Here is a 13,296-nt window from a genome sequence, read left to right on the forward strand (position 1 = left end):
GGGGCCGTGAACGGCACACGCAGGATCGTTGCAGCGCTGGCCGGTGCGGCGGCCATGGCCGCCGTGTCCGTCACCGGCGCGGGCGCCGCGCCCTCGGGATCGACAGCGTTCGTGCCCGTCACCCCGGGCCCCGTCGCCACCACGCATGCCCAGGCCGCCGGCTACGCCGAAGACCACCCCGGGGCGGCGCCGGCGCGGTCGAACGACTTCGGGTGCGTGCCCGCCCCGGACCATCCGCGGCCGGTGGTCCTCGCCCACGGCACCGACTCCAACTCCTACTCGGACTGGGCCGCGGTCGCCCCGATGCTCGCCGACGCCGGCTGGTGCGTCTTCGCTCTCGACTACGGAAAGGCCGACGGTGCCGACGACTACGGCACCGGGGACATCCGGGTCAGCGCCGCGCAGCTCGGCGGGTTCGTCGAGCGTGTGCGCGCCGACACCGGCGCCGACAAGGTCGATCTCCTCGGCTACTCGCAGGGCGCCACCGTCGCGCGGTACTACGTCAACCGCCTCGGCGGATCGGCCGTCGTGGACCGCTGGGTGGGCGTGGCCTCGCCGAGCTACGGTGGCACCTTCTACGGGCTCGGCACCGCGGCCGTGGCCGCTCCCGGCGCCACCGACGCGGTCGAGGACTTCTTCTCGGTGGCCCTCGCGCAGCAACTGCAGGGTTCGGAACTGCTCACCGAACTCAACACCCCGGTCGACACCGTTCCCGGCGTCCGCTACACCACCATCGGATCCCGCGTCGACGAGGTCATCCAGCCGTCCACCAACGTGGCGCTGCGCGGACCCGGGGCGGTCAACCTGATGATCCAGGACCTGTGCCCACCGGATCAGACCGGGCACTTCAACATGGTGTACGACCCGTTCTCGCTCACCGTGATCCGGCACGCGCTCGCCCCTGAGCGGTACGCCCTCGGCGAGTGCGTCCCGGTGCCGCTCGGCACGGGCATCCCCGAACTGATCATCGAGAGCAACTCCTGACCCGATCCGCCCCCGGGGCGTGCCCGGTGCCCCGATCATGGGTATGCGGGCGGCACGAGCCCCTGCGGACGACGGTCACCGGCGCCCGGGACAGCGCGCCGAAGGGAGGTAGCGGTGAACCCCCCCTCGCTTCCGGGACGCGCTCTCGCGGTGATGCGGGCGCCGCAGCTGGTGTCGCCGCGCCAGTACCTCCGGGTGGCCGCGCGGTGCGTGTACCTCGCTGCGCTGATCGGCACCGTCGTCACGATGGGCATCCCCGCCGACCGGGTGTACCAGGCGGCCTGGATCGTCGCCGGGCTGATCGCCTTCGCGATCGACCGGCCGTGGCGCGGGCACGTGCGCGTCGTCGTCGACTGGCTGCCCCTGGTCGCGGCGCTCGTGGTCTACGACCACACCCGCGGCATCGCCGACGAACTCGGCCTGCCCGTGCGGGTACACGAACCGGTCGCCGTGGAGAGCTGGCTGTTCGGCGGCACGGTCCCGACGGTGTGGCTGCAGGAACGCCTGCTCGGCGCGGACGGGGAGCGGCCCGGCTGGACCATGATCACCGCCGTCGTCTACACCAGCCATTTTCTCGTGCCGTGGTTGCTCGCGGCCCTGCTGTACCTGTACTCGCGGTCACGCTGGGCCGGGTACATGCGACGGGTGCTGCTCCTGTCGTACTTCGGACTGATCACCTACATCCTCGTGCCGGCGGCCCCACCGTGGTACGCCTCCGAGGTGGGCGTGCTGCCGGACGGCGTCGGGCGGGTCACCGGCTTCGGTTTCGGGGTGGTGCCGATCGACGTCGGCACCCGATGGCTCGAGGCGCAGGGCAACCCGGTCGCCGCGCTGCCGTCGCTGCACTCGGCGTTCGCGCTGCTCGTGGCGGTCGCCCTGTGGCCGATCGCGCGGCGCGGCTGGATGCGGGCGCTGCTGGTGGCGTTCCCGCTCGCCATGGCCTTCACGCTCGTCTACGGCGGCGAACACTACGTGGTCGACGTGCTGCTCGGCTGGGGCTACGTCGGTTTCGCCGCGCTGGCCGCCCGGGCCTGGGAGGCGCGCCGCGGAGCGCGGCTCGCCCCGCAGATCAGTCCACCTGCTCGAGCGGCATCGCCAACGTCACCCAGTCGTGCAGGCCACCGCGGTAGTACGCCAGCGAGGACGCCGGATATCCCGCCTCGAGCAGCTCCCGGATCGCCATCGGGGACTGCGGGCACTGCGGGCCGTTGCAGAACAGGATCGACACCCGGGACGGATCGAGCCGGTCCCGCAGCTCCGTGATCCGGCCGTGCGGCAGGTTGACCGCGCCCGGAATGGACCTGCCCTTGCGCGAGTCCGGGACACGGGTGTCGACGAGCACGGCTCCGTTCGCGACCAGCTCCGTCAGTTCCAGCTCACCGACGGTCACCACCCCGGGCGCGCACTGCAGCGGCTGCAGCTCGCCCCACGTGGTGTCCACCAGGACCACGTCCTGCTCCTGCGCCGCCGGCCAGGGCACGCCCGCGGGGTCCGCCGAGCGCACACGGGGGGACCGTGCCATCCGTTCTCGCGTCTCTGCCATCGGCTCAGCCTATCGACGCTGCACGGCGGTTGCCGGGATTCGTCACGTCCGGCCCGACCCCTCGGGTTCGCGGACGGATGTCACCGCCCGCAGGCCCGGTCCCTAGACTGAGGGCACCATTCGTCGTCGAGATCCGGGAGCAGCATTCGTGAACAGTTCGGTCGGCCCAGCGCAGTCCGCCTCCCGGGACCGGGGCCTCGCTCCTCGCGCGCGGACGGGCCGCTGACGTGCGGCTGGTGTTCGCCGGGACCCCCGAACCGGCCGTACCGTCGCTGCGCCGCCTGCTCGACTCGCCGCGCCACGAGGTGGTCGCGGTGGTGACCCGGCCCGACACCACCGCCGGCCGCGGGCGGCGTGTCGTCCGCTCGGCCGTGGGGCGGCTCGCCGACGACCACGGCATCGAGGTCCTCACCCCGGAGCGGCCGCGCGACCCCGACTTCGTGGCCCGGCTGACCGAACTCGCCCCCGACTGCTGCCCGGTCGTCGCCTACGGCGCGCTCATCCCGCAACCGGTGCTCGACATCCCGAAGTTCGGCTGGGTGAATCTGCACTTCTCGCTGCTGCCCGCGTGGCGCGGCGCCGCGCCCGTGCAGGCCGCGCTCGCCGCGGGGGACGAGGTGACCGGCGCGAGCACGTTCCGGCTCGAGGAGGGCCTGGACACCGGCCCGGTCTACGGGGTGGTCACCGAGACGATCCGGCCCGCCGACACGGCGGGGGATCTGCTCGCCCGGCTCGCCGATTCGGGTGCCGCGCTCCTCGAATCGACTCTCGACGGTCTCGAGGACGGGGTGCTCACGGCCGTGCCGCAGCCCACGGACGGCGTCTCGCACGCCCCCAAGGTCACGGTCGAGTCGGCCCGCGTGAGCTGGGACCGGCCCGCACACCTCGTGGACCGCCACATCCGTTCGGTCACGCCCGCACCCGGTGCCTGGACGATGATCGGCGACCTGCGCGTCAAGCTCGGACCCGTGACCGGCACCGAGGAGACCCTCGCGCCCGGGCAGATCCTGGCCCGCAAGGACGGTGTCCTCGTCGGCACCGGCAGCACCGCCGTGCGGCTCGGGCAGGTCCAGCCGCCCGGCAAGAAGACGATGGCGGCCGCGGACTGGGTTCGCGGCGCCCGGCTCGACCCGGAGGTACGCGCCCAGTGACCGAGTCCCGACGCCCCGCCCGCCGCTCGCGCCGCGGACCCGGCGACCGCAACAACAAGCCTCGGCAGGCCCGCCGGCCGTCCCCCGCGGAGGCCGGCCTCGACCAGGCCCGTCTCGCCGCCCGCGACGTGCTGCGCGCGGTCCGGGAGCGCGACGCCTACGCCAACCTGGTGCTGCCGGCGCTGCTGCGGGAGCGGCGTCTCGACGGTCGCGACGCCGCCCTGGCCACCGAGCTGACGTACGGCGCCGCCCGCGCCCAGGGTCTGCTCGACGCCGTGATCGCCGCGTGCGCCAACCGGCCCGTCACCGAGATCGACGGGGCGCTGCTGGACACCCTGCGGCTGGGCACGTACCAGCTGCTGCGCACCCGCATCGCCCCGCACGCGGCCGTCGCGACGAGCGTCGACATCGTCCGCAGCGAATTCGGCCACGGCAAGTCCGGATTCGTCAATGCGGTGCTGCGGCGCGTCGCGGAGAAGCCCGAGGAACAGTGGATCGTCGAGCTCGCCCCCGACCCGGCTCGTGACCCCGTGGGACACCTGGCATTCCGGTATGCGCATCCGGAGTGGATCGCGAAGGCCTTCGCGGTCGCGCTCGGTCCCGACGCCGGGGAGCTCGAGGAGGTGCTCGCGGCGGACGACGCCCGGCCGGTGGTGCACCTGGTGGCTCGTCCGGGGGTGATCACCGCGGAGGAGCTCGCGCTGGCCACCGGCGGGGAGATCGGCCCCTGGTCGCCCTACGCCGTGCATCTCGACGGCGGCGGCGACCCCGGCAAGCTCGACCCCGTGCGCGAGGGCATGGCCGGCGTGCAGGACGAGGGCAGCCAGCTGGTGGCGCGGGCGCTCACGCTCGCCCCGCTCGACGGACCCGACCACGGCCGGTGGCTGGACCTGTGTGCCGGTCCCGGCGGCAAGGCCGCCCTGCTCGGCGCGCTGGCGGACATCGACGGCTTCACCGTCGACGCCGTCGAGCCGGTCGAGCACCGCGCCGAGCTGATCCGCAAGGCCACCCGCGGCCTCCCGGTCACGGTGCACGTCGCCGACGGTCGCGATCCCGGCCTCGGGTCCGGCTACGACCGCATCCTGGTCGACGCGCCGTGCACCGGGCTGGGCGCCCTGCGGCGCCGGCCCGAATCGCGGTGGCGTCGCAGCCCCGGCGACGTCGCCGAGCTGGTGCGGCTGCAGAAACAGCTCCTCGCCTCGGCGATCGGCCTGCTGCGGCCCGGCGGCGTGGTGCTGTACGCGACGTGCTCCCCGCACACCTCCGAGACCCTCGCCGTCGTCGCCGACGCCGTCCGTCGGCACCAGGTCGAGCAGCTCGACACGCGCGAGCTCGTGCCCGGCGTGCCGCGTCTCGGCGACGGCCCGTCCGTGCAACTGTGGCCGCACCGGCACGGCACCGACGCGATGTTCATGGCCGCGCTGCGTACACCGGCGGGCTGATCCGCGAGCCTGTGGCGCGAACGCCGGAAGAATCGGTCCGCGCTCGGATACGGTCGGACGCAACCCGGCCGCTCCCTGCAGGAGGCACGTCGTGCCCGACATCGTCACTCTGACCATGAACCCGGCGCTCGACGTGACCACCTACACCGCCGAGGTGCGGCCCACCAGCAAACTGCGCTGCGAGGCGCCGCGGCTCGAGGCCGGGGGAGGCGGGATCAACGTCGCGAAGGTCGCCGGGGTGCTCGGCGTGTCGGCCGGGGCGGTGTATCCGGCCGGCGGTCCGACCGGGGATACGCTCTCGGCGCTGCTGGCCGCCGGGGGTGTCGACAGCCGGCGCATCGACATCGACGGCATGACCCGCGAGTCGTTCACGGCGATCGAACGCAGCACCGGCCACGAGTACCGGTTCGTGCTGCCCGGCCCGGAGCTGAGCGTGGAGGACCAGGAACGGTGCCTGGACCTGCTCGTCGAGACCGCCACCGGCGCACGGTACGTCGTCGCCAGCGGCAGCCTTCCGCCGGGCGTGCCGGGCGAGTTCGTCCAGCGCGTGGCCGACGCCGCCACCGACGCCGGTGCGCGCTTCGTCCTCGACTCGTCGGGGGACGCACTGCGCCGCATCAAGTCGGGCGTGCACCTGGTCAAGCCGAGCCTGCGGGAGCTGCGCGAATGGGTGGGCCGGGAACTGCGCACCCCGCACGAACAGGCCGCGGCCGCCCACGAACTCGTCGACGCCGGCGTCGCCGAGGTCGTGGTGGTGTCCCTCGGGCCGGAGGGGGCGCTCCTCGTCTCCGCCGACACCACCGCCCGGCTGAAGGCCCTGGACGTGCCCGTGCGCAGCGCCGTGGGCGCCGGCGACAGCATGGTCGCCGGGCTGGTCGTGGGCCTGCTGCGGGGCCGCTCGCTGCGCGACGCCCTGGCGCTCGGCATCGCGGCGGGCTCGGCGGCCCTGCTCACCCCGGGCAGCCAGGTCTGCCGCCGCGACGACGTCGAGCGGTTCGACGTCCTCGCGCGGCAGCGGTGACGCCCCGAGCGACCGGATCGTTCCCCCCGTCAGGGCGGTCCCGAGCGGCCGACGGCATGGTCCGCTCGCTCGGAGCGCACGACGCGGTCAGTGCTCGTGCCGTGCACGGTCCAGGACGATCCGTTGCTCGGCCTGCGCCACCGTGCGCCGGGTCTGCGCCGCCGCGTCCGGCGTCACCGACACCGACGTGATGCCCCGGCGCACGAGATGCTCGGCCAGTTCCGTGCTGGTGGAGACGGCCTGCCCGCACAGCGACGTGGTCAGGCCGGCCGCCGACGCCCGCTCGATGATGTGGTCGATCGCGTCCAGCACCGCCGGGTCGAGCGTGTCGAACAGGTCCTTGCACACCTCGGAGTCGCGGTCGACGCCGAGCACGAGCTGGGTCAGGTCGTTGCTGCCGATCGACACGCCGTGGATGCCGAGCTTCGCGTACTCGGGCAGCCAGTACACCACCGACGGCACCTCGGCCATGATCCAGCGCAGCATCCGGCGATCCGGGCCGAGCGGATGCGCGTCGAGCTGGGCCAGGCACTCCCTCAGTTCCCAACGGGTGCGCACGAACGGGATCATCAGGTGCACGTTGGGGTGCTGCGCGCGCACGCGGTGCAGGACGTCGAGGTCGAGCGAGAACAGCTCGGGATCGCGCACGTAGCGGAAGCAGCCGCGATACCCGATCATCGGGTTCTCCTCGTCCGGCTCCACCTCGCCCCCCTTCAGGTTCGCGAACTCGTTGCTGCGCAGGTCGATTGCGCGGTACACCACCGGCCGCGGGGCGAAGGCCGCCGCGATCCGCGCGACGCCCTCGGCCATCTTCGACACGTACTCCTCGCGCCGGCCCTGCGCGATCATGTAGGCGGGATGCTCCCCGGCGAGCGCCTCGGTGATCATGAACTCCGCCCGCAGCAGCCCCACCCCGTCGACGTCGGTGGCGGCGACGGCCTGCGCGGCGTCGGGGGTGGCGAGATTGACGTACACGGCCGTCGCGGTGACGGTCGGGGAGGGGGCCGCGGCCGCCGGGGCGGCGGTCTGCGCCGCGGTCGGCCGGTCGGCGCGGACCTCCCCGTCGAACACGACGCCGGCATCGCCGTCCACCGTGATCACCTGGCCGTCCCGCAGGTCCTGCGTCGCGGTGCGGGCGCCGACGACGACGGGCTTGCCGAGTTCGCGGCCGACGATCGCGGCGTGACAGGTGATGCCGCCACCGTCGGTGACGATCCCCCCGGCGCGGCGCAGGATCGGCAGCCAGTCGGGCCGCGTCATCGGGGCCACGAGGATCTCCCCCTCGGTCAGGCGCTTGCCGTCGACCAGTTCCTGCAGCACCCGGACCCGTCCGGTCGCCCGGCCGGGGCCGGCGCCGAGCCCGGTCAGCAGCGGCGTCGCCTGCCCGTTGCCGGACGCCGCGGCGGCCCCGGGCATCCCCAGGGTGGTGATCGGGCGGGTCTGCACGATCCACAGCTCGCCCTCGGCGAACGCGAACTCGAGGTCCTGCGGCCGGCCGTAGTGCTGCTCGACGCCCGCGGCGAGCCGCGCGACCTTCTCGAGCTGCTCCTCGTCGAGCACCCGCGTCTGCCGCGACGAATCGACCGCGACGCGGCTGTCGCCGGTGTCGGTGGAGGCGATCTGGAACTCCTGATGCCCGAGATGCACGTCGAGCACGGCGAAGCCGTCCTTGGCGACGACGTAGGTGTCCGGCTCGACCTGGCCGCCCACGACGACCTCGCCGAGGCCGAGGGCGGCCTCGACGACGATGCGGTCGAGCTCGCCGGTGCGGGGGTCGGCCGTGAACGCCACCCCCGAGGCCTCCGAGCGCACCATCACCTGCACCACGACGGCGATGGACGGTTCGTCGGTCACCCCGCGCAGGCCCCGGTAGGTCCGGGCCCGCTCCGACCACAACGACGCCCAGCACGCCTGCACGGCGCGCACCACCGCGTCGGCGCCGGCGATGTTGGTGTACGACTCGTGGATCCCGGCGAACGAGGTGTCCGCGGCGTCCTCGGCGGGCGCGGAGGACCGCACCGCCACCGGCACGTCCACACCCAGCTTCTCGTAGGCGGCGACGATGTCGGCGCGGATCTCGTCGGGCACCGCGGCCCCGGTCACCAGCGCGGCCAGTTCCGCGGAGGTGCGGATCAGCGTCGCGTCGTCGATGTCGGAGGCCGGGACGGCCTCGGCGCGCAGCCGGTCGCGCACCCCCGCGGCGGCCATCGAATCGAGATAGGCGGCGGTGGTGATCGCGAAGGCGGGCGGCACGGGGAACCCGGCCCGGGTCATCTCCCCGAGGTTGGCGGACTTGCCCCCCACGGTCGGCGCATCCTCCGCGCCCACCTCGCCGATCGGTCGAACCCACACCGTGTGCGTGGCCATCGTCGCTCCCCACTGCCGCTTCGGGCCCAGCGGATCCGGGCCCGCCACCGTCCACTCAAGCATCGCCCAGAGGGTCGAACCAGGGGTCGAAAGTCATGAAAACCTGTCCCCGGGCGGGCGGGCGCCGCGACGCGCGGCGGGCCCCGCCGGCGGGACCGTTAAACTCGGTGGACGTGGCCCACCCGATGATCGCCCCCTCCATCCTCTCCGCGGATTTCGCGCGCCTGGCCGACGAGGCCGCCGCCGTCGCCGACGCGCACTGGCTGCACGTCGACGTCATGGACGCGCACTTCGTGCCGAACCTGACCCTCGGCCTGCCGGTGGTGCAGTCGCTGCTGAAGGCAACCGACATCCCACTCGACTGTCATCTGATGATCGAGGACCCGGGCCGCTGGGCGCCGCCCTACGCCGAGGCGGGCGCGCACAATGTCACCTTCCACGTCGAGGCCACCGAGAATCCCGTCGCCGTCGCCCGCGACATCCGGGCCGCCGGCGCCAAGGCCGGCCTGAGCGTCAAGCCCGGCACCCCGCTCGAGCCCTACCTCGAGATCCTGAAGGAGTTCGACACGCTGCTGGTGATGAGCGTCGAGCCCGGCTTCGGCGGCCAGTCGTTCATCCCCGACGTGCTCGACAAGGTCCGCGCGATCCGCCGTCTCGTCGACGCCGGGGAGCTGACCCTGCTCGTCGAGATCGACGGCGGCATCAACGCCGACACCATCGAGGCGGCCGCCGAGGCCGGGGTGGACTGCTTCGTCGCCGGGTCGGCCGTGTACGGGGCCGACGACCCGGGCGAGGCGGTGCGCAAGCTGCGCGAACGGGCCGCCCACGCCTCCCCGCACCTGACCCTGGCCACGTGAGCGATGCACCGCTCGAGGCGGCCGTGAGCGGTGCCCCGCTCGAGGCGGCACTGCGCCTCGCGCTCGACGCCGGGGAGTCGGTGCGCGGCACCACCAGCCCCAACCCGCCCGTCGGCGCGGTGATCCTCGACGCGGCGGGACAGGTCGCCGGGGTCGGGGCGACCCGGCCGCCGGGCGGCCCCCACGCCGAGGTCGTCGCACTCGAGGCGGCCGGGGAGCGGGCCCGCGGCGGCACCGCCGTCGTGACCCTGGAGCCGTGCAATCACACCGGCCGTACCGGTCCGTGCGCGCAGGCCCTGCTGCGCGCCGGCGTCGCCGCCGTCTACTACGCGGTGGCCGATCCCCACCCGGCGGCGGCCGGGGGTGCGCGGACGCTGCGGGACGGCGGCGTGCGGGTGCACGGCGGGTTCGGCGCCGAGCCCGCCGAGGCGGGAGCCCTGCGTGCCTGGCTGCACCGGCAGCGCACGGGACGGCCCCACGTGACGTGGAAGTACGCCGCGAGCCTGGACGGGCGCAGCGCCGCCGCCGACGGCACCAGCCGCTGGATCTCCGGCCCGCAGTCACGCGCCCGCGTGCACGCCGAGCGCTCGCGGCTCGACGCGATCGTCGTCGGCACCGGCACCGTCCTCGCCGACGACCCGTGGTTGACCGCCCGGCTGCCGGACGGCTCGCTGGCCCCGCACCAGCCCCTGCGCGTGGTCGTCGGCAGGAGCGAGATCCCGAAGACCGCAAGAGTTCTCGATGATGTCGCGCCCACCCTGGTGCTGCGCACCCACGATCCGGACGAGGTGCTCGGCGCGCTCGCGGACCGGGTGGACGTGCTGCTCGAGGGCGGCCCGCGCCTGGCCGGTGCGTTCCTCGCCGCGGGCCGGGTCGACCGCATCCAGGCCTATCTCGCGCCGGTGCTGCTCGGGTCCGGACCGTCCGCAGTGCGGGACGCCGGCGTGCGCACGATCGCCGAGGCGCTACGGTTTCGTCGGGAGCGCGTCGAAACCGTCGGCGCCGACGTGTTGCTGACCCTGGTCCCCGACCGGGAGTGAAGGAGCGAGCTGTGTTCACCGGGATCGTGGAGGAACTGGGCGAGATCGTCGCGCGGGAGGACCTGGCCGACGCGGCGCGGTTCACCGTCCGCGGACCCGTCGTGACCTCCGACGCCGGCCACGGCGACTCCATCGCGGTCAACGGTGTGTGCCTGACCGTCGTCGACGTCCCGGGCGGCGACTCCTTCACCGCCGATGTGATGAAGGAGACCCTCGACCGTTCGAGCCTGTCGCAGCTCGGTCCCGGCAGCCGCGTCAACCTCGAGCGGGCCGCCGCGCTGAACAGCCGCCTCGGCGGGCACCTGGTCCAGGGCCACGTCGACGGCACCGGCACCGTGCTCTCGCGCACCCCGTCGGAGAACTGGACCGTGGTGCGGATCTCGTTGCCTGCCGACGTGTCCCGGTACGTGGTGCACAAGGGCTCGATCACGGTGGACGGGGTCTCGCTGACCGTCTCCGCGCTCGGCGGCGAGCCCGGCGACGAGTGGTTCGAGATCTCCCTGATCCCGACCACGCTGTCGCTGACCACCCTGGGCAGCGCCGCCCCCGGCACGCTCGTCAACCTCGAGGTCGACGTCATCGCGAAGTATGTGGAGCGGCTGCAGGCCGCCGGCCGCTGAGTCGTACTGTTGAACTCGGCAATCAGTTTGTCCGTACACGAGATTTTGGAGCCCACGCAAGTGACGAGGTTCGACACCATCGAGCGCGCGATCGCCGATATCGCAGCCGGCAAGGCGGTCGTCGTGGTCGACGACGAGGACCGCGAGAACGAGGGCGACCTCATCTTCGCAGCCGAGAAGGCCACTCCCGAACTGGTGGCGTTCATGGTGCGCTACACCTCCGGGTACCTGTGCGTGCCGCTGGCCGGGGAGGACTGCGATCGCCTCGGCCTGCCCCCCATGTACTCGACCAACCAGGACAAGCACGGCACCGCCTACACCGTGACCGTCGACGCGCGGGAAGGGATCGGCACCGGCATCTCCGCCTCGGACCGGGCCACCACGATGCGGCTGCTCGCCGATCCGAACAGCACCGCACAGGACTTCACCCGCCCCGGGCACGTGGTGCCGCTGCGCGCCAAGGAGGGCGGCGTGCTGCGCCGGCCCGGCCACACCGAGGCCGCCGTCGACCTCGCCCGCATGGCCGACCTGCGCCCGGCCGGCGTGATCTGCGAGATCGTCTCGCAGAAGGACGAGGGCCACATGGCTCAGACCGAGGAACTGCGGGTCTTCGCCGACGAGCACAAGCTCGCCCTGATCTCCATCGCCGACCTGATCGCCTGGCGCCGCAAGCACGAAAAGCACGTCGTGCGCATCGCCGAGGCCCGCATCCCCACCCGGCACGGCGACTTCACCGCCGTCGGCTACCAGAGCGTCTACGACGAGGTCGAGCACGTCGCGCTGGTGCTCGGCGACATCCCCGGCCCGGACGGTGAGGGTGCCGACGTGCTCGTGCGGGTGCACTCGGAGTGCCTGACCGGCGACGTGTTCGGCTCGCTGCGGTGCGACTGCGGCCCGCAGCTCGACGCCGCACTCGAGATGGTGGCCATGGAGGGCCGCGGTGTGGTGCTGTACATGCGCGGGCACGAGGGCCGCGGCATCGGCCTGATGCACAAGCTGCAGGCCTACCAGCTGCAGGACTCCGGCTCGGACACCGTGGACGCGAACCTGCAGCTCGGCCTGCCCGCCGACGCCCGCGACTACGGCATCGGCGCGCAGATTCTCGTGGACCTGGGCATCTCGTCGATGCGGTTGCTGACCAACAACCCCGCCAAGCGGGTCGGCCTCGACGGCTACGGGCTGCAGATCACCGAGCGGGTGGCGATGCCGCTGCGCGCGAACTCCGAGAACATCACCTACCTGCGCACCAAGCGGGACCGCATGGGTCACGACCTGATCGGCCTGGACGACTACGAGGCGGGGGACGCGTAGATGAGCGGCGAAGGACTGCCCGAGCTGCAGCTGTCCGAGGCGGCCGGGCTGCGGCTGGCCATCGTCGCCGGCCGCTGGCACGCCGAGATCTCCGAGGCGCTCGTCGCCGGGGCGCAGCGCGTCGCCGAGCAGGCCGGCGTCACCGACGTCACCCTCGAACGTGTCGCCGGCGCGATCGAGCTGCCGGTCGTCGCCCAGCAGCTGGCCCGCACCCACGACGCGGTCGTCGCCCTCGGCGTCGTGATCCGCGGCGGGACCCCCCATTTCGAGTACGTGTGCGACGCCGTCACCTACGGGCTCACCCGCATCGCGCTGGACGAGGGCACCCCCGTCGGCAACGGGGTCCTCACCACGAACGACGAGCAGCAGGCGATCGACCGGGCCGGACTGCCCGGCTCCGTCGAGGACAAGGGCGGGCAGGCGTGCGCTGCCGCCCTCGACACCGCCGTGACCCTGCGGCGGCTGCGCGGGGCCGCGCGGTGACCTCCGCCGCCGACACCCGCTGGGACCTCGAGGTCCGCAGCCGCAAGATGTCCCGGTGGGCGATCGTCGCGGCGATCGTGCTCATGCTCGGCCACATCGGGGCCGCGCTCGTGCTGCGCGCCGGCGGCGACACCGGCGTGAACCTGCGCGTCGCCGACCAGATCGCCATCGTCTGTGTCGGCGTCGTCGTCTCCGGCAGTGTGCTGCTGCTGACCCGGCCCCGATTGCGTGCCGGGGCGTCCGGCGTGGTGGTGCGCAACGTCCTCGGTGAGAAGGCGTTCGGCTGGGACCAGGTGCGGGGCATGACCTTCCCCCAGGGCAAGCCGTGGCCCCGGCTCGAGCTGCCGCAGGACGAGTACGTGCCCGTCGTCGCTGTGCAGGCCCGCGACGGGGAGTACGCCGTCGCGGCGCTGGCCGCGTTCCGCGAGCTCGAACAGCGGTACGGCGGGGGTGTCGGCTCGGCCGACTAGCCTGGAC

At 73.5% G+C, this 13,296-nt stretch carries 12 protein-coding genes and 1 pseudogene; 11 read left to right on the plus strand and 2 right to left on the minus strand.

Features of this window, described 5'->3' with window-relative positions:
- Positions 1–6 precede the first annotated feature (6 nt).
- Positions 7–984 (plus strand): esterase/lipase family protein, encoded by a 978-nt coding sequence (locus G6039_RS00330; protein WP_029543606.1) that lies wholly within the window; start codon positions 7–9, stop codon positions 982–984.
- 114 nt (positions 985–1,098) lie between these two features.
- Positions 1,099–2,247: a phosphatase PAP2 family protein gene (locus tag G6039_RS30935; protein ID WP_029543608.1), complete on the plus strand. Its 1,149-nt coding sequence runs from the start codon at positions 1,099–1,101 to the stop codon at positions 2,245–2,247.
- On the opposite strand, the pseudogene G6039_RS30390 reads toward G6039_RS30935, so the two are convergent.
- Positions 2,147–2,527 (minus strand): annotated as a pseudogene (locus G6039_RS30390) (rhodanese-like domain-containing protein); the annotation flags it as partial. The gene G6039_RS30935 and the pseudogene G6039_RS30390 overlap by 101 nt on opposite strands.
- Positions 2,528–2,754: 227 nt before the next feature.
- Here G6039_RS30390 and fmt point away from each other — a divergent pair.
- From fmt to G6039_RS00350, 3 genes are all read left to right on the plus strand, one after another.
- A complete protein-coding gene (gene fmt, locus G6039_RS00340; protein WP_006937666.1) occupies positions 2,755–3,678 on the plus strand; it encodes a methionyl-tRNA formyltransferase in 924 nt (307 codons plus the stop codon).
- Positions 3,675–5,120 carry an RsmB/NOP family class I SAM-dependent RNA methyltransferase gene (locus tag G6039_RS00345; protein ID WP_006937668.1) on the plus strand — a complete coding sequence of 482 codons (1,446 nt, stop codon included), beginning with the start codon at positions 3,675–3,677 and terminating at the stop codon, positions 5,118–5,120. Before fmt ends, G6039_RS00345 begins: the two co-directional genes overlap by 4 nt.
- A 91-nt stretch (positions 5,121–5,211) precedes the next feature.
- The gene (locus G6039_RS00350; protein WP_006937670.1) at positions 5,212–6,141 is read left to right on the plus strand and encodes a 1-phosphofructokinase family hexose kinase; all 930 of its coding nucleotides are present in this window, start codon (positions 5,212–5,214) and stop codon (positions 6,139–6,141) included.
- An 87-nt stretch (positions 6,142–6,228) separates the two neighbouring features.
- On the opposite strand, the gene ppsA is transcribed toward G6039_RS00350, so the two are convergent.
- Positions 6,229–8,508: a phosphoenolpyruvate synthase gene (ppsA, locus tag G6039_RS00355; protein WP_006937672.1), complete on the minus strand. Its 2,280-nt coding sequence runs from the start codon at positions 8,506–8,508 to the stop codon at positions 6,229–6,231.
- 173 nt (positions 8,509–8,681) lie between these two features.
- On the opposite strand from ppsA, the gene rpe reads away from it, so the two are divergent.
- The 6 genes from rpe to G6039_RS00385 are packed head-to-tail and all read left to right on the plus strand — an operon-like array spanning position 8,682 to position 13,289.
- Positions 8,682–9,365 (plus strand): ribulose-phosphate 3-epimerase, encoded by a 684-nt coding sequence (gene rpe, locus G6039_RS00360; protein ID WP_029543611.1) that lies wholly within the window; start codon positions 8,682–8,684, stop codon positions 9,363–9,365.
- Positions 9,362–10,405 (plus strand): bifunctional diaminohydroxyphosphoribosylaminopyrimidine deaminase/5-amino-6-(5-phosphoribosylamino)uracil reductase RibD, encoded by a 1,044-nt coding sequence (gene ribD, locus G6039_RS00365; RefSeq protein ID WP_231385901.1) that lies wholly within the window; start codon positions 9,362–9,364, stop codon positions 10,403–10,405. Before rpe ends, ribD begins: the two co-directional genes overlap by 4 nt.
- A gap of 11 nt (positions 10,406–10,416) precedes the next feature.
- A complete protein-coding gene (locus G6039_RS00370) occupies positions 10,417–11,025 on the plus strand; it encodes a riboflavin synthase (RefSeq protein WP_006937678.1) in 609 nt (202 codons plus the stop codon).
- A 60-nt stretch (positions 11,026–11,085) separates the two neighbouring features.
- Positions 11,086–12,336, plus strand: a complete 1,251-nt coding sequence (locus tag G6039_RS00375) for a bifunctional 3,4-dihydroxy-2-butanone-4-phosphate synthase/GTP cyclohydrolase II (RefSeq protein ID WP_006937680.1) — start codon at positions 11,086–11,088, stop codon at positions 12,334–12,336.
- Positions 12,337–12,819 (plus strand): 6,7-dimethyl-8-ribityllumazine synthase, encoded by a 483-nt coding sequence (gene ribH, locus G6039_RS00380; RefSeq protein WP_006937682.1) that lies wholly within the window; start codon positions 12,337–12,339, stop codon positions 12,817–12,819.
- Positions 12,816–13,289 (plus strand): PH domain-containing protein, encoded by a 474-nt coding sequence (locus G6039_RS00385; RefSeq protein ID WP_029543619.1) that lies wholly within the window; start codon positions 12,816–12,818, stop codon positions 13,287–13,289. Before ribH ends, G6039_RS00385 begins: the two co-directional genes overlap by 4 nt.
- Positions 13,290–13,296 lie beyond the last annotated feature (7 nt).

Source organism: Rhodococcus aetherivorans (assembly GCF_011058165.1).
GTDB lineage: Bacteria > Actinomycetota > Actinomycetes > Mycobacteriales > Mycobacteriaceae > Rhodococcus > Rhodococcus aetherivorans.

What these genes read in the sequence shown, in the direction of transcription:
- ppsA (WP_006937672.1), bottom strand. Translation starts at nt 8,508, where the DNA reads ATGGCCACGCACACGGTGTGGGTTCGACCGATCGGCGAGGTGGGCGCG.
- ribH (WP_006937682.1), top strand. Translation starts at nt 12,337, where the DNA reads ATGAGCGGCGAAGGACTGCCCGAGCTGCAGCTGTCCGAGGCGGCCGGG.